This window comes from Rhodococcus sp. JS3073, from assembly GCF_026810085.1.
In the GTDB taxonomy this organism is placed as follows: Bacteria; Actinomycetota; Actinomycetes; order Mycobacteriales; family Mycobacteriaceae; genus Rhodococcus_F; species Rhodococcus_F wratislaviensis.
The window spans coordinates 2031410-2056571 of record NZ_CP113951.1 but is presented as its reverse complement, the minus strand read 5'-3'; the positions used below and the strand labels follow the sequence as shown (position 1 = coordinate 2056571).

Below are 25162 nucleotides of genomic sequence, written 5' to 3'. Positions count from 1 at the left end.
GTCTGAGTAGCGAATTTCGCGAACCGGGGAGTCATCAAGGTTCAGGCCCATCCAGAACGAGGGTGGGCCAATTCACAGTAACGAAGCGGCGTGCAGGCCCGATTTCTGCTCGGATCGGGAAACATGGACGGGGGACAATCACGTGAGTGAGTTCCCCCTGTCGAGAGCACAACAGGGAATCTGGTTCGCCCAGCAACTCGACCCTAGCGTGCCCCTCAACGTCGCCCAGTACGTGGAGATCCAGGGACGCGTCGACGTGGGGTCCCTGGTGGACGCCACCGATCGTGCATGCCGCGAGCTCCAGTCACCCTGCGTCAGCCTCATCGATAAGGGCGACGAGGTTCTGCAGGTGGTGGATGTCGAGATCGACGATGCGATCTCCTACCGCGACCTATGCGGCGTCGACAAGGCAATCGCCGAAGCCCACCGCTGGATGACCGCGGAATACAGCCGGCCGCTCGACGTGCTGAAAGACCGGCTGATCATGGCCACCCTGCTGCACGTCGGCGAAGACCACTACTTCTGGTTCTCCCGCGTCCACCACATCGTCATCGACGGCCACGGCGGCATGGTGCTCACCAACCGCGTGGCCGAGATCTACAGCCACCTCGTGAACGGCACCGAACCGCCGCCGTCCAAGGCACTGAGCCTGCGCGAGCTGTACGACGCCGAAGACGCCTACCGCTCCACGAGCCGGTTCGAGACTGACGGAAACTATTGGGCGGAGCGCATCGCCGGCTTGCCCGAACCCACCCGTCTCACCGACCGCGAAGCCCCGCCCGTCTCACCCTCACTGCTCGTCGGCGGCACCATCGACGGTGGCGTGTCCGAGCGCATCGGCGACGTTGCGCGACGCTGGAATTCGTCCGACGTCCCCGTCGTCATCGCCGCGTTCGCCGCCTACCTCGCACGGATGACCGGAAACACCGACATCGTGCTGAGCCTGCCCGTCTCTGCCCGCACCACCGCGGCCACACGGCGGTCGGCCGGCATGGTGTCGAACATCGTGCCGCTGCGCGTGCAGGTGGACGCCGACGTGAGCGGTGCGGAGCTCGTCCGACGGGTGCAGCTCGAGCTCACCGGGGCGCTGCGGCACCAGCGCTACCGATACGAAGACATGCGACGCGACCTCCCCGACGGCGGTGCGCGGCGCGGCGGCTTCGGTCCCACCGTGAACCTGATGATCTACCACCAGGAGATCGTGCTCGGAGACGTCGTCGGCGTCTTCCATCCACTTACCAGCGGTCCGGTGGACGACCTCGCACTCAATCTTTACCCATCGGTAACTGGCCGAGGTACACGCATCGACTTCGAGGCCAACCCCACGCTCTACGAAGAAACCGAGTTGCAAGGCCAGTACCGCCGGTTCCTGAACTTCCTCGAATCGTTCGTCCGCGCGGGTGACGACACTGCGGTCGGGGCCTTGCCGATCCTAGACGAGACCGAGCAGGCGTCACTGGTTCCTTGCGCCGGCCTGGAGGCTGTCCCGCCGGCAACCCTGCCCGACCTGCTCGACGCCGGACTGCGTGACCCCGACGCAATCGCACTGCGGCACGCGGGCGTCGACCTTTCGCACGGACAGCTGGACGCATGGTCGAACCGGCTCGCCCATCGGCTAATCGAGCGCGGTATCGGCCCCGAAGACGTGGTGGCCGTGATGCTGCCGCGCTCACCCGAATCGGTGGTGGCACTGTGGGCCGTCGCGCGCTCGGGCGCCGCCTACCTGCCCGTCGACCCCGGCTACCCGGCAGAGCGGATCGCATTTATGCTCGCCGATTCCGGGACCACGGTGGCACTGGCCGCAGACGCTTCGGTGGTGCCCGCCGGAATCGACTGGGTGGAGGTGGCAGACCGGCCCGGCGATTCGTCACCCGTTGCCGACACCGATCGTGTCCGCCCACTGCGCCTCGACCACCCCGCGTACGTGCTCTACACGTCCGGCTCCACCGGCACGCCCAAGGGGGTGACGGTGACGCACCGCGGCCTGGCCGGCCTGGCCTCCGCGCGCGACGGACTCTACGACGTCGACGACTCCGCCCGCGTCGCACACTTCGCCTCCCCGTCGTTCGACATCTCCCTCGACGAACTGCTGCTCGCGTTCACCGCCGGAGCCACGCTGGTGATCGTGCCGCCCGACGTCTTCGGGGGCGAGATGCTGACGGAGCTGTTGCGCACGGAGCGCGTGACGCACGCCATACTCACCCCCGCGGTCGTAGCCACACTGGTGCCGTCGGAGCTACCCGACCTCCGTGTCCTCGACGTCGGCGGCGAGGCGCTGACCGGCGCACTGGTCGCGGCGTGGGCGCCCGACCGCGTCATGGTCAACGGCTACGGGCCCACCGAGGCCACCGTCACCACCCTGTTCAGCCCACCCCTGGTACCGGGAGAGCCGGTCACGATCGGCCGTCCCGTTCCGGGCACCGACGCACTCGTGCTCGATGGCCGACTCCGTCCGGTCCCCGTCGGCGTGGTCGGGGAGCTGTATCTGGCGGGGGAGTGCCTTGCTCGGGGATATCACCGGCGCACCCGGCTGACAGCCGAGCGATTCGTCGCCTACCCGCACGGCGCCGGGTCGCGGATGTACCGCACCGGTGACCGAGTGCGGTGGACCCCCGACCACCAGCTCGAGTTCGTCGGCCGCACCGACACCCAGGTGAAGATCCGCGGCTTCCGGGTGGAACTCGGAGAGATCGACGCCGTGCTCACCGCAGCGCCCGGCGTCGACCACGCCGTCACCGTCGTACACGGGGGAATGTCCTCGGGCACCGTGGTGTCGTACGTCAGCGGCGCCACCGACCCGGCCGCAGTGCTCGACTTCGCCGCCGCCCGGCTTCCGCACTTCATGGTGCCGGCGTCGGTGACCGTGCTCGAGCAGATGCCGCTCACCGCCAGCGGCAAGGTCGACCGCGCGGACCTCCCCGAACCGGTCGTGTCACCGTCCCGCGCGCCGCACGGCGAGGTCGAAGAACTCGTGGCCGCGGTGATCGCCGACGTTCTCGGACTGCATTCCGTCGGAGCCGACGCCGACTTCTTCGCGCTGGGCGGAAATTCGCTCTCTGCGACGCAGGTCGCTGCCCGGCTCTCGGCCCGAGGACACGCGGTCGGGGTGCGCGACATCTTCGAGGCACCCACCCTCGCGTTGCTGGCTGCCAGAGTCAGCGCTTCGCGTTCGCGGGTGGCCACACCGCCTCTGCGCCGTTCTGACGCCGACGGGAGCACAGCGCCACTCGCACCCGCGCAACAGCGACTGTGGCTCCTGGCGCAGGCCGCGCCCGAATCGCCCGCCTACAACGTGCCGTTCGTCGTTGAACTCGACGGTGAGCTGGATGCGTCGAGTGTGGCTGCGGCGGTGCACGATGTCCTCGACCGGCACGTGGTACTGCGCACCGTCTACCCCGACACCGACAACGGTCCCGTACAGGTGGTCACCCCCGCCGTCGTGGACCTGACACCAGTCGGGCTCGAGCCCGACGCACTCGACGCCGCCGTGGCCGAACTCGCGGGTCGCGGCTTCGACGTCACCACCGAGACGCCTGTGCGCATCCGCCTCTACCGGCTCGCCCCTACCCGCCACGCCCTCGTCGTGATCGCGCATCACATCGCGATGGACGGTCTGTCGTTCGCGCCGCTCACCCGTGATGTGATCACCGCCTACGGGGCACGTCGCTCCGGCACCGCGCCGAGCTGGCCCGAGCACGACGTGCAGTACACCGACTACGCCCAATGGCATCGCGGCATCGTGGAAGCCGCCGCCCCCGGCGACATCGACTACTGGACCACTCAACTCGACGGTGCGCCCGAGTTGCTGCCGCTGCCCACCGACCGTCCCCGCCTCGCAGCAGGGTTGCACCCGGCGGGGGCGGTACCGCTGGCGTTCGACGCCGCCCTGCACCGGTCGGTGGAAGAACTCGCGCGGACACACGATTCGACGCCCTTCATGGTGGTGCACGCCGCAATGGCCGTCACATTGAGTGCGCTGGCGGGCACCGACGACATCGCCATCGGGACAGCGCTATCGGGGCGCACCCATCCCTCGCTCGACGCGCTGGTCGGCATGTTCGTGAGCAACGTCGTGCTCCGCACCCGGGTATCCGCGCATCAGACATTTGCCGACGTGTTGTCGGACGTCCGCCGCACCGACCTGGACGCCATCGCGCATTCCGAGACACCGTTCGACCAGGTGGTCGACGCCGTGACGGGTGGGGTATCGGCGCCGCATCATCCGCTGTTCCAGGTCGCGCTGGCATTCGAGAACGCCGCCACCGAACCCGAACTGACCCTGCCCGGTCTCACGGTGCGCCCGTACGCCGTCCCCGCGCCGGTCGCACGCTTCGATCTGGAACTGGCACTGGCCGAGCAGCATTCTCCGGACGGTTCTGCCGCCGGGCTGCTCGGGACCATCACCTATTCCCGCGCACTGTTCGACGACACCACCGTCTACCGCTGGACTCGACTGCTCGATCGGGTGCTGCGGACCATGGTGGCGCGCCCCGACGCACCAGTGCGCACTGTGGACCTGCTCGACCCCGACGACCGCGCCGCACTGGTCCCGCAACACGGACCCGCCGCCGCACCGGCCGCCACCCTGCCCACGCTGCTGGGCGACACCGGCATCACAGTCGTGAGTGATTCCATCGAGCTCACCCCCGAGGAACTCGACGACCGGACCAACCGGCTGGCACACCACCTGATCCAGCGCGGCCTCGGCCCCGGCGACGTGGTGGCCGTGCTGCTGCCGCGCTCCGTCGAATGGGTGACCGCGTTGTGCGCGGTCACCCGGACCGGTGCGGCGTTTGTGCCCATCGATCCCACCTACCCCGAATCGCGTGTGGCGCACATCCTCGCCGACTCCGGGGCGTGCGCAGTACTCACCGACAGCGACATGCAGTACCTCGGCGACAATCCGTCCCCCGTCACCGACGCCGATCGGGTGCGCCCGCTGCGGGTGGACGATCCCGCGTACGTCATCTACACCTCCGGGTCGACCGGCACTCCCAAGGGTGTCGTCGTCACCCATCGGGGGCTGTCGAGTCACGCTGCGGCCCTCCGGAAGTCCTACGCCGTGGACAGCGGGTCGCGGATACTGGCGTTCGCGTCGCCGAGCGTCGACGCGTCCGTCCACGAACTGCTGTCGGCGTGCGGTGCGACGCTGGTCCTCGCGCCCACCGACGTATACGGCGGCGACGAACTGACGGAACTCCTGCAGCGTGAGCGCATCACCCACTGGACCACCACCCCGGCTGTCCTCGCTCTCACCAAGCCCGACGGTCTCGAGCGCCTGCGCGTCGTCGCGATGGCCGGAGACGTGTGCCCACCGGAACTGGTGTCGCGGTGGGCGCCCGGCCGCACCCTGCTCAACCTGTACGGGCCCACCGAGGCCAGCATCTGGGCCACCGGCACCGGACCACTGGCCGCGGATGACCCGGTGACCATCGGCGGTCCCATCGACGGCATGTCGGTGCTGGTGCTCGACGCGGCGCTGCGTCCGGTCCCCGTCGGCGCGGTGGGAGAGCTGTACCTGGCCGGGCCGGGCCTCGCCCGCGGATATGTCGGTAGGCCCGGGTGGACGGCGGAACGCTTCGTCGCCAACCCGCACGGCGACGGTCGCATGTACCGGACCGGAGACCTCGTCCGCTGGACCGCCTCGCGCCACCTCGAATTCGCCGGACGCGCAGACGATCAGGTGAAGATCCGCGGCTACCGCGTAGAACTCGGCGAGATCGACGCGGTCCTGGGGGTCGCTCCCGGAGTCGACACGGCGGTCACGATCGCCCGCGATGGCACCCTGCACTCCTACGTCCACGGAACCGACGTAGACACCGACGCGGTGACGGCCTTCGCGTCGCAGCACTTGCCCCGGCACCTGGCTCCGGCGTCCGTCACCGTGCTCGGGCACCTGCCGCTGACGCGCGGCGGGAAAATCGACCGGTCGGCGCTGCCCGAACCCGTGATCCGGACGGTATCGAGCCGGGGAGCGCGCACCGCGACGCAGGAACTGGTGGCTGCCGCATTCGCTGCCGAAATTGGGACCGCGGGCATCGGTATCGACGACAGTTTCTTCGACCTCGGCGGAAACTCACTGGGAGCAACACGTCTCGCCGCCCGAGTGGGGTCGGTGCTGGGACGTCGGGTCTCGGTGCGCGACATCTTCGACCATCCCACCGTGGCCGAACTGGCCGCCCACGTGACAGGGGCCGCCGAACGCCCGGCGCTCGTCCGACGCGAGACGTCGGGACCGGTGCCGCTGTCGGCGCAGCAGCAGGGGCTGTGGCTGGTCAACCAGCGCGACCCCGCCACCGATCCCTACGCCATGGGATTCGAGGTGGACCTCGACGGCACCCTCGATGTGGAGGCTCTGCGGGCCGCTGTCCGGGATGTGCAACACCGGCATCGGATGCTGCGCACGGTGTTCCCCTCGCTGGACGAGCAAGTGGTGCTCGCGGAGGCGGACTGCGTTCTGGAAGGCGTTGCCGGCTCAGGAATCGACCTCACTCGTGAGGTTCCGATTCGTGTGACCCTGTCGCAGCGTGCCCACGACCGGCACACCGTTGCCATCCTGTTGCACCACATCGCCGTCGACGGACTGTCCCTGCGGCCGCTCCTGCGCGACCTCACCGTCGCCTACGCTGCGCGCACCGCCGACCGCGTTCCCGACTGGGCGCCGCTGCCCGTGGAGTACGCGAGCTACGTGCTGTGGCAGCGAGAAGTCCTCGGAGACGCCAAAGACCCCGACAGCCTCGCCGCCCGCCAACTGGCGTATTGGGCAGAGGCATTGGACGAGCTCCCCGCAGTGTTGCCGTTGCCGCTGGACCGACCGCGGCCCGCCGGCGCGCTCACGCTGGGACATACAACGTTCGTCGTGGGCGCCGAACAGCACCGTGCGCTGGTCCGGTTGGCGCGCGAGCACGACGTGACCCCGTTCATGGTGCTGCACGCAGCGGTCGCCGTACTGCTGCGTGCCCTGAGCGGCACCGACGACATCGTCGTCGGCACGTCCACGGGTGGTCGCCCGGACCCGGCACTCGACGATCTGGTCGGCATGTTCGTCGGCACCCTGGCGCTACGCACCCGGATCGACCCCGCCGCGCGCTTCGCGGACCTCCTCGAGACGGTCCGGGCAGCAGACCTCGGAGCCTTCGCACACGCCGACGTGCCCTTCGAACAGGTCGTGCGACAGCACGGTACGGAATCCGGTCAGCTCGAGCACCCAGTGTTCCAGGTGATCTTGGCGTACGAGAACTTCGGTGCAGCCGAGGTGACACTGCCTGGTCTGTCAGCACGGGTGCGGGACGTCCAGACCCACGCTCGACCGTTCGACCTGGACCTGACCGTACGCGAGCGAGCCTCGGACGACAGCAGCCCGGATGGACTGCACGCGGACGTGAACTTCCCGCGTGAACTCTTCGACACCGAGACCATCGACCGGTGGATGGCGTTGCTGCAGCGAATACTCCTCGCCGCAACATCGGATCCGTCGGTGACGGTCGGGAATCTGGACCTGCTCGAGCCGGACGAACATGCCGCACTGGTACCACGCGTCGGTCCGGTCGCCGTTCCGGCCGCGATTTTGCCCGAACTTCTCGATGGCAGGCACGACGGGGTGGCGGTGCGGTGCGCCGGCGTCGACGTCACCTACCGCGAGCTGGATGCTCGGGCCAACAGGTTGGCGCGGCGGCTGATCGCGCGCGGGATCGGACCCGAGGACCTGGTGGCCCTGATGCTGCCGAGGTCTGTCGAGTCGATCGTCGCCGTGTGGGCCGTCACGCGTAGCGGTGCCGCATTCCTCCCTGTGGACCCGGGATATCCGCCGGAGCGGATCGCGTACATGCTCCACGACTCCGGTGCCGCGGTGGCACTGGCCGCCGACTCGTCGAGCGTGCCCGAAGGCATCGTGTGGATCGACGTCGCCGACGGTTCGGGTGACGCGGCCTCGGTGACCGACGGGGACCGCGTTCGTCCGTTACGGGTCGATCATCCGGCCTACGTGCTCTACACGTCCGGCTCCACCGGCAGACCCAAGGGTGTCGTCGTGACCCACCGCGGGCTGGCGCCACTGGCCGACGCCAACGCGATGCTGGGACTCCTCGATTCGGAAGCGCGGGTGGCGCACATCGCGTCGCCGTCGTTCGACCTGTCCGTCAACGAGATGCTGCTCGCATTCACCGCCGGTGCCACCCTGGTGATCGTGCCGCCCGGGGTGCTCGCGGGCGACGAACTGGCCGACGTGCTGCGCCGCGAACGCGTCACCCACGTGATGGTGACACCGAGTGTGCTGGCGTCACTGGAGCCGTCGTCGGTACCGGACCTGCGCGTGATCGACCTGGCCGGTGAAGAATTGCCGTGGGAACTCGCTCAGCGATGGACCCCCGGCCGCACAGTCGTCAACGGGTACGGGCCGACCGAAACCACCATCGTCAACTTCATGAGCGACCCCCTCACACCGGGCGGTCCGCTGACCATCGGCGGCCCCATCGAGGGAACCGAAGTGCTGGTGCTGGATTCGCGGCTGCGTCCGGTTCCGGTCGGTGTGACCGGCGAGGTGTACCTGGCAGGGGAGAGCCTCGGCCGGGGCTACCACAGCAGGGCGGGGCTGACGGCGGAGCGGTTCATCGCGTACCCGTCCGGTAACGGCACCCGGATGTACCGTTCCGGCGACCTGGCCCGGTGGACGCCGTCGCACGAACTCGTGATCGTGGGGCGCGCCGACAACCAGGTGAAGATCCGTGGGTTCCGGGTGGAACTCGGCGAGGTGGACGCCGCACTGCGGGCGGCACCCGGGGTCGAGAGCGCCGTGACCGTGGTGCGCGGTACAACGCTGGCCTCGTATGTCACCGGATCGGTGGAACCGGCTGCCGTGCAAGCATTCACGGCCGACAGGCTGCCCCACTACATGGTGCCCGGTTCGGTGACGGTGCTGGACGCGATGCCGCTGACCGCCAATGGCAAGGTGGATCGGGACGCTCTGCCCGAGCCGGGGGCGTCCGTGGTGCGGTCACGGAAGCCGCGCGGCGCCACCGAAGAGGTCGTGGCCCGGGTGATCGCCGACGTACTCGGCCTGCCGTCGATCGATGCCGAGACCGACTTCTTCGCGGTCGGCGCCAGTTCGCTCACCGCCACCACCCTGGCGTCGCGGGTCGGGCATGCGCTCGACCGGCAGGTGAGTGTGCGCGACGTCTTCGAGGCTCCCACCGTGGCGGCGCTGACATCCAGGCTGCTCCACAGCCCGTGCGCCTTTTCGGCTGCTCTGGCTACCACAAAGGCGCACGGGAGCGAAGCGCCTCTCGCGCCGGCGCAGGACCGGTTATGGCTCCTCGACCGGATGAATCCCGGCTCTGCCGACTACATCGTCCCGTTCGCGGTGGACCTGAGCGGAGCCGTCGACGTGGACGCACTGGCCGCGGCCATCCGGGACGTGATGGACCGCCACGAGCCACTGCGCACGGTGTTCCGGGAGACCGAGACCGGAGCGGTGCAACTGGTATCCGGCGTGCCACTCGATCTGAGTCCGGTTCTGATCGACGAGCACGGACTCGGCGAGGCGATCACCGCACTGACAACCGAGGGATTCGACCTCACCCGGGATATACCGATTCGCGTCCGGCTCTTCGACCGCGGGTCCCACGGCTTCACCGTGGTCGTCGCCGCCCACCACATCGTCTTCGACGGACTGTCGGTCGCTCCGCTCACCCGCGATCTGATGGCCGCGTACCGCGCGCGACGGGACGGCCACGCTCCTGGCTGGGACGCCCTACCCGTCCGGTACGGCGACTACGCCCGATGGCACCGGGAGATCGTGGAGGAGGGCGCCGACCGAGACCTCGCGTTCTGGAAGACGACCCTCGACGGACTGCCGGAGCGGCTGCAGCTACCCACCGATCGGCCGCGGCCGGCGAGGGCAACCACCCCAGATCGTGTCCCCTTCATGGTGGACGCGAGTACCCACCGTGCCGTGGAGGAACTGGCCAGGCGATGCAGCGCCACCCCGTTCATGGTGGTGCACAGTGCCTTGGCTGCCACCCTGGCCGTCCTCACCGGAGCCGACGACATCGCCGTCGGCACGCCGGTGTCCGGTCGTGGCGATCCCGTCCTGGACGATCTGGTGGGCATGTTCGTCGGCACCATCGTCCTGCGTACCCGAGTGAACCCGAGCCTCCCGTTCGCCGATCTCGTCTCCTCCACCCGCGTCGCGGATCTGGCGGCATTCGCGCACAGCGAGCAACCGTTCGACCGGGTCGTCGACGCCGTCGCGCCGACCCGCTCCACCACGCATCACCCGCTGTTCCAGGTGATGCTCGCCTACCAGAACTTCACCGAACCCGAGATTCGTTTCGACGACGTCACCGTACGCAGTCGCGACACCCCGAGCAGCGTCAGCCGCTGCGACCTGGAGATCGAGATTCGGGAACGGCACGACGAGGACGGCACCGCAGCCGGACTCGACGGCGTGATCGCCTACCCGACAGAACTGTTCGACCGTGCCACCATCGCCCGGTGGTCGAGACTGCTGCAGCGAGTGCTGCAGACAGCCGTGACGGACCCGTCGGTGGCCGTCGGCGATCTCGACCTGCTCGAGCAGTCCGAGGCTGCTGACCTGGTCCCCGCCCACGGCCCGACAGCACTCTCGCCGATCACGCTTCCCGAGCTTCTCCGTGACAACTCCCACGACGTCGCGGTGCGGTGCGGTGACGACGAGCTGACCTATCGTGAGCTCGACGAGCGAGCGAACGGACTGGCGCGCAAGCTGATCGGACTGGGCATCGGACCCGAGGACGCGGTGGCACTGCTGCTGCCGCGGTCGCTCGATTCGGTGACCGCGGTGTGGGCCGTTGCCCGTAGCGGTGCCGCGTCGCTGCCGATCGACCTGGACCATCCGGCCGAACGCACCGCCCGCATCCTCACCGCCGCTGGAGTGCGCGTCGCGATCGCGCACGACGCGCAGCTCGTTCCCGACGGCATCGTGTGGATCGACGCGCGCGACCAGCAGGGGGATTCGGCACCGATCGGCGACGCCGAGCGCGTCCGGCCGCTCTCGGCGGATCACCCCGCGTACGTGGTCTTCACCTCCGGGTCGACAGGTGAGCCCAAGGGCGTCGTGGTGACGCACCGCGGCGTCGCGAACCATGCCGCCGAGGTCCGTGCCCGCTACCGAGTGGAACCGGACTCCCGCGTCCTGCACTTCGCCGCCCCCAGCTTCGACGGCGCCTTCCACGAAATTCTGGTGGCCGCCATCGGCGGCGCCACGCTCGTGGTCGCCCCACCCGGCGTGGTGGGCGGAGACGAGTTGAAGGACCTGCTCCTCCGCGAACGCGTCACCCACTGGACTACCACCCCCTCGGTGCCCGCGCTGATGGATCCGGAAGGCCTGGACTCACTCGATTTCCTGGCTGTGGTGGGGGAGGCGTGCCCGCCGGATGTGCTGGAGCGATGGGCCCGGAACCGGACTGTCGTGGATCTGTACGGACCCACCGAACACACCGTGTGGGCCACCGGAAGCAGTGAGTTGCAGCCCGGCGATCCGATCACCATCGGGCGTCCGATCCGCGGTGCATCCGCGGTGGTGCTCGACGCCCGGCTTCGGCCGGTGCCGGTGGGTGTCATCGGTGAGCTGTACCTGTCGGGTCCGGCGCTGGCCCGCGGCTACCTCGGTGCACCTGCCCTGACGGCGCAACGATTCGTCGCGAACCCGTACGGATACGGTCGTATGTATCGGTCCGGCGACCTGGTGCGCTGGACCGCGGACCACACCCTCGAGTTCGTCGGCCGCGCCGACAGCCAACTCAAGATCCGTGGATTCCGTGTGGAACTCGGCGAGATCGACGCGGTGCTGTGGTCGGCGCCCGGCGTCGACACCGCCGTCACGGTGCTGCACGACAACGTCCTCGCCGCGTACGTCCATGGCACCGTCGAGCTAGACCCCGCAGCATTGCGGGCGTACGCGGCGGAGCGGCTGCCGCACTACATGGTGCCCGCCATTGTGACCGTGCTGGACGCCGTGCCGCTCACGGTGAACGGCAAGGTGAACCGTGACGCCCTGCCCGCACCCGAACTTCCGGCGGCGACCCGGCCCCCGCAGACCCCCGTCGAGCAGACGGTGGCGGACGCAGTGGCAGCTGTCCTCGGGATCCCCGACATCAGCGCCGAAGCTGATTTCTTTGCTCTGGGCGGAAATTCGCTGTCCGCGACCCGGGTTGTCTCGCACCTGTCAGCGATGTCCGGACTGCGCATCGGTGTGCGCGACCTGTTCGACCGCCCCACCGTTGCCGCCCTGGCCGCTCTGATCGAAGAGGGCGGTGACCAGCGTCCACCGCTCGTCGCCGAGCACGCCGACCAGCCGGCGCCGCTCGCCTACGCGCAGCAACGGCTGTGGTTGCTCAACCGGGTCGACCCCCAGTCTCCCGCCTACAACGTTCCGTTCGCCGTCGACCTCGACGGTGACCTGGACCCCGCCGCACTGTCCGCCGCCCTGCACGATGTGGTGGACCGGCACGCCGTGCTGCGCACCGTCTTCCCCGACACCGAGACCGGACCCGTCCAGAAGGTCGTCCCCGCCGCAGTCGACCTCGCGCCCACCGAGGACGAGACCGCCTTCGCCGTCCGCGGATTCGATCTCACCACCGAGTCACCGCTGCGCGCCGCCCTGTTCGAGGTCGCGCCGCACCGCCACACCCTCGCAGTGGTGTTGCACCACATCGCCGTCGACGGCCTGTCGTTCGGGCCGCTGATCCGTGACGTGGTCATCGCCTACCACACGAGGACGTCCGGCCGCGTTCCCGACTGGGCACCGCTTCCCGTTGCCTACACCGACTACGCCCGGTGGCAGCGCCGCGTCCTCGGCGACGCCGCCGACCCCGACAGTCGTATGCGACGCGAACTCGACTACTGGACATCCGCACTCGCTGGGCTGCCCACCCTGCTGCCGCTGCCCACCGACCGGCCACGACCGGGCACCGATCGGCTGACCGCCCGACACCTCCCGTTCGTGGTGCCCGCCGAATTGCACCGACGCCTGGAAACCGTGGCTCGGCAGCAGAACGCGACGCCGTTCATGGTGCTGCACGCCGCACTCGCCGTCCTGCTGTCCAAGATCACCGGTGCCGACGACCTCGCCGTCGGAACACCCACGTCGGGGCGCACCGACCCGGCGCTCGACGACGTGGTCGGCATGTTCGTCGGCACCGTGGCCCTCCGCAGCAGGATCGACCCGCGCGCTGGGTTCGACTCCTTACTCGCCGCCGTTCGGGAAACGGACCTCGCCGCGTTCGCCCATTCCGAGGTGCCGTTCGACCTGATCGTGGATGCGGTCGCGCCTACCCGCTCCGTCGGGCACCACCCGCTGTTCCAGGTGATGCTGGCGTACGACAACTTCGAGTCCGTCCCGGCCGTCACGATGTCGGGGCTGGATGTACGCGGCCGTGAACTGGGCACCGGCACCAGCCGCTTCGACCTCGAAGTATCGGTCCGTGAACAGCGCAACGAAGATGGTGAACCCGTCGGACTCGACGGCATATTCGCCTATCCGGCAGAGCTGTTCGAATCCGCGACGGTCGAGGGGTGGGCGGAGCGCCTGCTGCGGGTTCTGCGGGCGGTGACCACCGATGTGCGTATGCATGTGGGGTCGATCGACGTCCTCAGCGAGTCCGAACGCGAAGCGAGTGTCTCGGGTAGCGACGGTGCAGTCCCGGAAGAGTCGTCGTTGGCGGAACTGTTCGAGCACCGCGCCGCCGAGAATCCCGACGCCGTGGCGATCACGTTCGGCGACACCACGCTGACCTACGCAGAACTGGATCACCGGTCCGCAGAGATGGCCGAAATCCTGCGGGTCTCCGGTGTGGGCGCCGAAGACCTGGTCGCCCTCGTCCTGCCCCGCTCGGTCGATTTGGTGGTGGCGATGCTCGCGGTGATCCGCGCCGGCGCCGCATACCTGCCCATCGACGTCGACTACCCCGCCGAACGCATCCGTTACCTGCTCGAAGATGCCGCGCCGGCGGTCGTGATCTCCGAAATGCCGCAGGTGAGTGGCAATGTGTCCTCGGGTGCGCCTCGCCGCTCACATGGGGGAGCGGCGTACGTGATCTACACGTCGGGCTCCAGCGGGCAGCCGAAGGGCGTACTGGTCACCCACGCCAACGTACTGTCGCTGCTCGCCAACACCCGCGAGGAATTCGGCTTCGGCCCGGGCGACGTGTGGACGATGTTCCACTCACACGCATTCGACTTCTCGGTCTGGGAGATGTGGGGCGCCCTCACCACCGGCGGGCGACTCGTACTGGTCGACCGGTACCTCGCCCGCTCACCCCGCGACTTCGCCGACCTGCTGGTACGCGAAGGCGTCACCGTCCTCAACCAGACACCGTCCGCCTTCGGACAACTCGTCGAGCACATCGACAGCTCCTCGCTGCGGCTGCTGATCTTCGGCGGTGAGGCACTCGACCACACCCTCGTGGCGTCATGGCTTGGCCACCACCCGAACGTGCGCGCGGTCAACATGTTCGGCATCACCGAAACCACCGTGCACGTCACCCGTCACGACCTGAAGGCGGGAGATGACCACCGGTCCGTGGGCAGGGCGCTGCCGGGACTGCGCACCTACGTCCTCGATGCATCGCTGCACCCGGTGCCCCCGGGGACGGTCGGCGAACTGTACGTCTCCGGCGCCCAGGTCGCGCGCGGCTACAAGGGACGGCCCAGCCTCACCGCGGAACGGTTCGTGGCCGACCCCTTCGCCCCAGGCACCCGCATGTACCGGACGGGAGATCTCGCCCGATACCTCTCGAACGGTGAACTCGACCACCTTGGCCGCGCCGACACCCAGGTGGCGGTGCGCGGCTACCGCATCGAGCCCGGAGAGATCGAGGCGACACTTCTGCGGCGTCCCGACGTCGAGCACGCCGCAGTGATGCTGCGGGGCAGCGCCGTCGGTGACCAGCTGGTGGCCTACGTGGTGAGCACAGCGGACCCGCGCACACTCCTCGGCCACCTGCGGTCGGTGTTACCCGAATACCTCGTACCGGGCGCGGTGGTGCCCGTCCCGACCCTCCCGCTGACCCCCAACGGGAAGCTGGACCGTCACGCCCTGCCCGAACCGGCGGCCGTCCTCGCTGCTGACGCCCGTGCGCCCCACGGGCCGATCGAGGAAGTGGTCGCGGGTGTGTTCGCCGAGCTTCTCGGCGGCATCGAGGTCGGCGCCCGGCAGAGCTTCTTCGACCTGGGCGGCAATTCGTTGATCGCCACCCGGGTGGCCGCCAGGCTCAGCGCAGTTTTCGACACGGACGTGACGGTCCGCGACCTCTTCGAGGCACCCACCGTCGCCGAGCTGGCGACGCGGGTGGAGGAGCGGGCCGGGGACGGCCGCCACCGACCGCCGCTGGTGCCAGTCGCCGCCGGTGAGCAGCTTCCACTCTCGCCGGCGCAGGAGCGGATGTGGATTCTCAACCAGTTCGACACGGGCGCAGCAGGATACAATATTCCGCTCATCGTCCGACTCGACGGCGAACTCGACGTGGAGGCACTTGCCGCCGCGGCACGCGACGTCGTGCAACGACACCCCACCCTGCGCACTGTGTACCCGCGGACCCCCGACGGTGTGCAGCAGCTGGTGCTCGAGGCCGACGAGATCCCGCTGGACCTCACTGCGATCGCCATTCCCGCCGACGCCGTCGACGCCCACATCCGAGCCCTCACCGGTGACGGTTTCGACGTGGCCGCAGAGCCGCCGCTTCGGGTGCGCCTCTACCGGACCGCCGCAACCGCCCACGTGCTCACCCTGGTGGTCCACCACATCGCCGCCGACGCATGGTCGCTGACCCCACTGATCAGGGACACGTTGGCGGCGTATTCGGCCCGACTGAATGGCACCGGACCCGAATGGTCCTCACTGCCCGTGCAATACAGCGACTACAGCATCTGGCAGCGTCGGATGCTGGCCGAGGACAGCGCGAACGCCGAGAACGCACTGTCGAACTACTGGTCGCGAACCCTGGCGGGGCTGCCCGAACAGGTGACGCTCCCGCCCGACCGTCCCCGCCCGGCCATCCCGTCGGGGGAGGGAGCCGCCCACTCGGTGGTGGTGGGTACCGCGCTGTACGAGTCACTCGCCGTACTGGCACGCACCCACCGGGCCACGACGTTCATGGTGTTGCATTCCGCACTCGCGGTGCTGCTCTCTCGGTACAGCGGCAGCCGGGACGTGCCCATCGGCACCGCGGTCGCCGGCCGCACCGACCCGCAACTCGACGACGTAGTCGGCATGTTCGCGAGCACTCTGGTGTTGCGGGCGACCATCGACCCGACCGCCAGCTTCACCGAACTGCTCGCCCACGTACACGAACGTGACATCGCGGCCTACACCCACGCCGACATGCCGTTCGAGACGCTGGTGGAGTTGCTCAACCCGCCGCGATCGGCGTCGCACCACCCGCTGTTCCAGGTAGCGCTGTCGATGCAGCGACACCGGCCCGGACACCTCACCCTGCCCGGGCTGACCGTGACCCCGGTGATCCCCGACGTCGAGCACGCGAACTTCGATCTGCAGCTCACCGTTGCCGAGCCCGGCCCCGGCGAGCCGATGGCACTCCACTTCGGCTACAACGCGGAACTCTACGACCACGCCACCGTGGTCGAGTTCGCCGCGCAGCTGGTGCGGTTCCTCGAGGCGGTCACCGCCAACCCCGACATCTCCGTGGGCGATGTGGACTTGCTGAGCGCGCGCGAGCGTTCCGTCCTGGTCCCAGCTATCGGGCCCCGCACACCGGGAGCGCTGACGTTGCGGGCCATGATCACTCGCGGCGCCCAGGTGGCGCCGGATGCCGTGGCGGTCCGCGACTCCGGCACGCAACTGACGTACCGGGAACTCGACGCCCGCTCCGACGTCGTCGCCCGTGAACTGCTCGAATCGGGTGTGCGGCCGGGCGAGTGCGTCGTCTGGTCGGCGCCTCGTTCGACCGAGTCGGTGGTGAGGTTGTGGGCGATCGCGAAAGCAGGCGCCGCGCCCGTCCTGATAGACCCGGCTCTGCCCGAAGCGCGGGTGGCCGCGATGCGGGACATCGTCGACAGCCTGCCGCGGGCGACGGGTACGGCGTACGTGGTGTTCACGTCCGGCACCACAGGCACACCCAAAGCCGTGGTGGTGACGGACTCCGGCCTGGGCGCGCTGGACGCGGACGTCGCGTCGCGCTTCGGCGCCGCGCCGGGGTCACGGGTGCTGCACCGCGCCGCCGCCGGGTTCGACATGACCCTGCTCGAGGTACTGATCGCAGGTGCGTCCGGGGCCACACTCGTGATTGCGTCCGACACGGAGTTCGCCGGTCCCTCGTTGGGTGAGTTGCTTCGCCGCGAACGGATCACCCACGCCTGTATCACCCCTACCGTTCTCGCGACCGTCGGTGACTTCGCACTGCCCGACCTGGAAGTACTGATGGTGGGCGGCGAGCGACTCGGAGCCGAACTGGTCGACCGGTGGGCCCCTGGTCGCCGGCTGATCAACGGCTACGGCCCCGCCGAATCGACGATGTACACCATCGCGACTAGTCCGCTGTCTTCCGGAGCGCCGGTGACCATCGGCACACCCATCGCGGGCGTCGCAGCCCTCGTGCTCGACGAGCGGCTCCGCCCCGTGCCGGTGGGGGTGCCCGGTGAGCTGTACCTGTCGGGCGGCGCGCTGGCCCGCGGCTACGCCGGACAACCCGGGCTGACGGCGGAACGCTTCGTCGCCGGACCGGAGGGCGCACGCTTGTACCGTACAGGTGACCTGGTGCGCTGGCGAGGCGGTGACGAACTGGAGTACCTGGGCCGCAACGACAGCCAGGTCAAGATCCGAGGCGTCCGCGTCGAACCGGGTGAGATCGATGCCGCCATCGCCCGAGTCGCCGACGTCGACTTCGCGGCCACGATCGTGCGCCCCACACCCGCCGGCTCCGACTCACTCGTCTCCTATGTGTTGCCGCAGCACGCAGACTTCGACGCGGACGGACTACGGCGTCGCTTGGCCGAACTGCTGCCGTCGTACCTGGTACCGACGGTCGTCGTGGTGCTCGATTCGCCGCCGCAGACGGTCAACGGCAAGCTAGATCTGCGTTCCTTGCCCGCGCCGGAACTCGGTGCGGGTGAGCACGAACCGCCCGCCACGGATACCGAACGTGCCGTGGCCGCGGTCTTCGCCGAAGTCCTCGGACTGCCCGAGGTTGGTCGCGGAGCGCACTTCTTCGATGCGGGTGGCAACTCGCTGCTGGCTACGCAGCTGACCGCGCGGCTTTCCGAGGTGATGGGTCACCCGGTCCCGTTGCGCAGCCTCTTCGCCCACCCCACGATTGCGGAATTCGCCACCGTCCTCGATGGTGCCGTCCCCGAACCGGATCTGCGCCCCCCGCTCATCTCGCGGCCACGGACGGATCGAATTCCATTGTCGCGCAGTCAGTACCGGATGTGGGTGCTCAACCGTCGCGACCCGTCGTCCGCGGCCTACAACCAGCCCGCGACACTCCGCCTGGACGGGCCACTCGACGTGCTCGCGTTGTCGGCGGCGCTTGCGGACGTCGTCGCCCGGCATGAAGTACTGCGCACCCAGTACCCCGCCGCGGCGGGGGAACTGCCCCACCAGCAGATCCTCCCCGCCGGCGAACTGGACCTCACACCCCAGGACACGCACCCGGAGTCGGTGGAATCCGTGGTGGCCGCATTCGCGTCCGAGGGGTTCGACCTCACCTGCGAAATGCCCCTGCGGGTCCGGCTGCTGCAGATCGGTCCCGACTCGCACGTGTTGGCCGTGGTGCTCCACCACATCGCCGCCGACGGCTGGTCGCTCACCCCTCTGGTGACCGACATGCTTGCCGCCTACGACGCTCGTCGCGCCGGCCACGCACCCGGCTGGGCGCCGTTGTCCATCCACTTCGCCGATTACGCGCTGTGGGAGCAGGAACTGCTCCGCAGCGAGTACTCGGCGCGCGGTATCGAGCACTGGCGGCGCGCGCTCGACGGTGCCGAGTCGGGTGCCGCACTCATCCCGGATAGGCGACCGAGCATCGACGCACCGGACGGCGCCGCCGAGGTTGTGACCTTCCGGATCCCCGCCGCGGTCCAGCGAGCGGTGCACCGATTGGCTCACGACCACCGCGCCACGCCGTTCATGGTGCTGCACGCGGCGCTATCGGTGCTGCTGTCGCGGCTCGGTGCCGAGCGCGACGTCACCGTTGCCACCGCGGTCGCCGGCCGCGGGGACCGCATCCTCGACCCGCTGGTCGGAATGTTCGTCAACACCCTCGCGCTGCGAGCGCAGGTCCAGCCGGACATGCCGTTCGCAGGACTACTGGCCCAGGTGCGCGACTTCGACGTGGATGCGTTCGAGCACGCCGACGTGCCCTTCGAATCGATCGCCGACCTGCTCGGGGGACGCACACCACAGGTCGCACTTGCAGTGGAGAACCTCGACCTACCTGCCGTCGACGTGGCCGGCCTTCGCGTGGAAGTTCGGGAAGTCGATACTCGTACAGCAAAATTCGACCTCCACGTGACGGTTCGCGAGCACTGGGACGACGAGGAGCCCAGCGGTATGGACGGGGCCGTCGCCTACGCCGCCGACCTGTTCGATCGCGGTACCGCAGCCTCACTGGCGTCCCTGCTGGGGCAGGTGCTGGACGCTGTCACACTCGATCCGCAGGTGCTGGTGGGAGAGATCCCTCTGGCTCCGGCGCCACCGCTCACCGGTGGGCCCGCCGACGACACCCGCACCCTCACCGACATCCTCCTGTCCACTGCTGCCGCGCACCCCGACCGTCCGGCTCTCACCGACGGCACCCGGACACTCACCTACCGCGAACTGGCCTCGGCGTCGGAACTGCGGGCCGGTCAGCTTCGCGCCGAGGGCACCGGACCCGGAACCGTCGTGGAAATCTGCATGCCGCGCTCGATCGACTTCGTGGTCGAACTCTGGGCCGCAACCCGGACCGGGGCCACCTTCCTGCCGCTCGACCCGACCCACCCCGCCGAACGCCGGGCCGCGATGGTGGCGCAGGCGCACGAGTCGGCGCAACCGTCAATGGCGTACATCATCTACACGTCCGGATCGACCGGCGCCCCGAAGGGCGTGGCCGTCACCCACCGCGGACTGGGCGCTCTCGCCGACGAGGCCGTCCGCCGGTACCGAGTGCACCCCGCGGCGCGGGTGCTGCACGGCTACAACCCCACCTTCGACGCGGCGCTGCTCGAGATGCTGCTGGCGTTCCGTTCGGGCGCCTGCCTCGTGGTTGCACCCCCCGACGTCTACGGTGGCGCCGAACTGCAGCACCTTCTCACCGCTCAGGACGTGACGCATTACCTCTCCACCCCCTCGGTCCTGGCGACCCTCGAGCCGCGGGAACTGAACGCCCTACGCGTGGTCGCCGTGGGCGGCGAGCCTTTGAGCCCGGAGCTGGCCGCAGCGTGGAGCGAACGGCGGCTGATGCTCAACGCCTACGGACCCACCGAATCCACGGTGGTGGCCACCCTGGCCGAGGTGGGTGCCGACGTCGTCATCGGCACACCCGTCCCCGGCACGACAGCTACGGTCCTGGACGACCGGCTGCGTCCGGTACCGCTCGGGGGCGTCGGCGAACTGTACCTGGAGGGTCTGGGACTGGCCCTCGGCTACGTCGCGGACCCAGCGCTGACGGCCGCGAACTTCGTTGCCGGACAATCCGGAATCCGCCGTTACCGCACCGGCGACGTGGTGCACCGTCGCGTCGACGGCACACTGTCGTACGTCGGACGCGCCGATCGTCAGGTGAAGGTGCGCGGCATGCGCATCGAGCCCGCCGAGGTGGAGGCCGCACTGCTGGTGCAGCCCGATGTCACTCAGGCAGTGGTGCTGCTGCACCACGGACGGCTGGTCGCCTTCGTCACGGGGTCGGCTGTGGACGCCGAGTCGCTCCGCGCGCAATTGATCCGGCATCTCCCGGCACACCTGGTGCCGCAGCGGATCATGATCCGCGACAGCCTACCGCTCACCCCCAACGGCAAACTCGACGTGCAGGCGCTGGAAGCGAACGACATCGACAACGACACCGACTCGCCGGAGCCACTGCGGACCGTGACCGGGGAACTGGTTGCCGCGGTGTTCGCGGCAGTGCTCGGCGAGGTGAGCGTCGGTGCCCACAGCAACTTCTTCAACATCGGCGGCGACTCCCTCTCCGCCACCGCGGTGACAGGACGGCTGTCGGCGGCGTTCCGCGTGGACGTACCCGTCAGAGCGCTGTTCGAGCATCCCACCTCCGCCGGGATGGCCGTGTGGCTCGACCAGCGGCACACGGTTGCGACACGCATTCCACTGGTGCGACGGGACCCGGACGCCCGGATTCCGCTGTCGCCGGCGCAACAACGGATGTGGCTGCTTCACCGCGTCGATCCGAGCGCCTCCATGCACCATCTCGTGTTCGTGCATCGTCTCGGAGGCGACATCGACCTGGGCGCACTGCGGCACGCACTCGCGGACGTGGTGCAGCGGCATGCCGTGCTGCGCACCGTCTTTCCCATGGACGACAGCGGACCACGCCAGGTGATCGTCCCCGTGGACATCGACCTGCATCCCGTCCACGGCGCCGACGTGTCCGCCGAGGTCGCGGAATTCGTGCGGCGACCCTTCCGCCTGGAGTCGGATACCCCGCTGCGCGTGCGACTGTGGTCCGAAGCCGACGGTGACCACGTGCTTGCCGCCGTCGTGCATCACATCGCGCTGGACGGCGGATCCATGGACCGGTTGGCCACCGACCTCGAGGCCGCCTACGCCGCTCGCCGCGGAGGACGTGAACCACAGTGGGCGCCGCTTCCCGTCGATTACGCGGATTACAGTGTGTGGCTGCGCGACGTGCTCGGCGACCCCGCGGACCCTGCCAGTGTCGCCCATGCCCAGCTCGGCTACTGGACCCGGACGCTCGACGGCGTCGACGCCCCGATCGCGTTGCCCACGGACCGTCCGCGGCCCGCCGAACCGAGCCACACGGGCGCCACTGTCGAGTGGACCCTGGACCCCGAAGTGCGTCAACGGTTGTCCGACGTCGCCCGCAGTCAGGGCGTGACGGTGTTCATGGTGCTGCACGCGGCGCTCGCCGTTCTGCTGTCGCGCGAAGGTGGGCACCCGGACGTCGTGATCGGGACCGCTGTTTCCGGTCGACCCGACCCGGCGCTCGACGCGCTGGTGGGGATGTTCGTCGGCACCGTCGCCCTGCGCACCGAAGTGAACTCTGCTGCAACCTTTGCCGCGCTCCTCGAACAGGTGCGTTCGGTTGACCTCGACGCGTTCGCCCACGCCGACGTGCCGTTCGACGACGTGGTTGCGCGCGTGGCACCCCGCCGCTCTACCTCGTACAACCCGCTGTTCCAGGTGATGCTCGCGTACCAACACGCGGCGCCGCGGCCGGGCGGTCTGCCCGAAACCGAGACTGATTCGATCGGATCCGCCACTGCCACCGCCGAATTCGACCTGGTGTGGGATTTCACGGAGTCGGTGGGGGAGCTGACACTGCGGCTGTTGTACGCCACGGACCTGTTCGACGACTCCACCGCCCGGGCGCTGGCGCAGCGCTTCGATCGAATCCTCGACGCAGCCCTGACCGATCCGTCCGAGGTGGTCGGCGACATCGACATCCTCGAGGCGAGCGAACGTGCGGCCCTCGTCAGTGGCCCTGCACGGAACTATCAGCCGAAGACTCTCGCCGAGATCTTCGAGACACAGGTCCGGGCCACCCCGCACGCCGTCGCCGTAGAAGACGGCGCCGTGCAGTGGACATACGAAGAACTGGACGACGTGGCGGAACGGTGGGCCCGGGCGCTCTCGGACCGTGGCGTCGGACGCGAGGATGTGGTCGCGGTCGCCACCGGTCGTGGCCGGCACTGGGTGGCCGCCGTGTGGGCTGTGGCGAAAGCGGGTGCGGTCTGGCTGTCGCTGGATCCGACGCATCCCACCGAGCGTCTGGAATGGATGCTCGCCGACTCCGGTGCCGTGGTCGGTCTGACCGTGCCCGAACGCGTCGCCGAGCTCCCAGCCACAATCCCTTGGCTCCCACCCGTGAGTACTTATCAACCACCCGCGGTTAAGAAGTACTCACAGGTGGAGGGCGCCGCGTACGTGATCTACACGTCCGGCACCACCGGAACACCGAAGGGCGTCGTGGTGCCGCATCGCGGCCTGGTGAATGTGGTTGCCGCACAAGCGCCAGTGCTCGACATCGACGGCGCCGTGCGGGTTCTCCAGCTGGCCTCCCCGACCTTCGATGCCTCACTGTTCGAAATGCTGTACGCGCTGTCATCCGGCGGCAGCCTGGTGATCGCCCCCGACTTCACTTATGCCGGCGATCAGCTGGCCGAGGTGGTGCGCCGGGAGCGCATCACCCATCTCGTCGCGACGCCCACCGTGCTGGCCACTCTCGATGCCGACAGCCTGGGTGACGAAGGGCCCCGGACCGTGGTGTCGGTCGGCGAACGCCTACCCTCCGCATTGGCGGCGACCTGGGCGTCGCATCATCGGCTCTTCAATGCCTACGGTCCCACGGAATTCACAATCCTGGCGTCGGTCGTAGGACCGCTCACGCCGGCAGGCGTCGATGACGGAGTCGACATCGGGGACGTGATCGACGCTGCCGCCGCCCTCGTGCTCGACCCGAGGCTGCACCCGGTGCCCGACGGCGTGACCGGTGAGCTCTACCTGTCCGGAAGCAGCGTCGCCCGTGGCTACCTCGGGCGGGGTGGTCTCACTGCAACGCAGTTCGTCCCCAATCCGTACGGGAAACCTGGCGACCGGATGTACCGCACCGGAGACCTCGTGCGCCGCAATGCACACGGTGCCCTGGACTATCTGGGACGTAACGACGCTCAGGTGCAGCTGCACGGCATCCGCGTCGAACCTGCCGAGGTGGACGTCGCCTTGGCGCGGCACTCCGACGTCCGGTTCGTGATCACCACGCCGGTCGTGGCTCCCGGTGGACCGTTCGTCCTCGTCTCCTACGTGGTGATGGAGCCGGACTCCACGGACACCCCCCACAGTGTGCGCGAATTCGCCCGCGCTGTCCTGCCCCGACATCTGGTGCCGTCCGCCGTCGTCGTGCTCGACAGCCTGCCGGTTCTGCCGTCGGGCAAAGTCGACCGATCCGCGCTTCCCGAGCCGGAATTCGATTCGGACATGCCAGGAATGACACCGCCATCCGGATATCTGGAGACGGTGGTCGCCGAGGTAATGGCCAACGTCATCGGAATGGATTTCATCGGTGCGGATCAAGATTTCTTCGCGCTGGGCGGCACCTCGATGGGCGCGGTGACAGCGGCCGATGAACTGCGCACGAGGCTGGGCCGGGACGTGCCGCTGCAATGGCTCTTCACCGATCCCACCGCCGCGCGACTCGCCAAGCGCATCGAATCTGGTAAGTCTTCGTCCGACGATCCGTTCGCCGCTGTGGTGCGCCTCGGAGGAGAGGGCGATGGTCCGCCACTGTTCTGCATCCACCCGGCGGCGGGAATCGCGTGGTGCTACACGGGCCTCGCAGAACATCTCCCCGGACGTGTGTTGTACGGAGTGCAGGCAACCGGTGACGCGGACTTGCCCCTGTCCATAGCCGAGCTCGCCGCTCGCCACATCGACGCCATCCGCACGGTGCAACCGGCCGGACCGTACCACCTGCTCGGCTGGTCGCTGGGCGGCACCGTGGCACAGGAAATGGCCGTGCAACTACACGAAGCTGGCCACGAAGTGGCCACCCTCGCGATGCTCGACACCCTGCTGCCGGAACACCGCGCGGCGCTCGTGAACCTCGGCGACAACCGGCCCGATCTGGACCTTCCGGCCGAGCTCGGAGCCGCGGTGTCGGCCGATCGGGTGCAGTCGCTGGGCGAGCTCCTCATCCGTCTCGAACAGATCGCGTCGACACATCAGCCCCGGCGCTTCGACGGCGACGCCGTGTTCTTCACGGCCGCATATGATCTCGATCATCATCCGGAACTCGTTCCGGACTGGCGGACACACTTCGGCGGTGACGTCACCGAACACCGCATCGATGCTGTGCACGCAGACATGGTCGGGCGTGTACCGGTGTCAGTGATCGGCCGCAGACTGCGGGGATCGGGAGGCCACTCCGGACCGTGAAGCAGCTGCCGCCCCTGACCGCGGCCATCACTACGATGCAGAGGTTCAGTCGGGTCGAAACGA

Annotated in this window: 1 protein-coding gene; it reads left to right on the top strand. The window is 69.0% G+C overall.

Going from position 1 to position 25162, the window contains the following annotated elements; all coding sequences use genetic code 11:
• Nucleotides 1–142 precede the first annotated feature (142 nt).
• The gene (locus OYT95_RS09435; protein WP_268791262.1) at nucleotides 143–25099 is read left to right on the top strand and encodes a non-ribosomal peptide synthase/polyketide synthase; all 24957 of its coding nucleotides are present in this window, start codon (nucleotides 143–145) and stop codon (nucleotides 25097–25099) included.
• Nucleotides 25100–25162 lie beyond the last annotated feature (63 nt).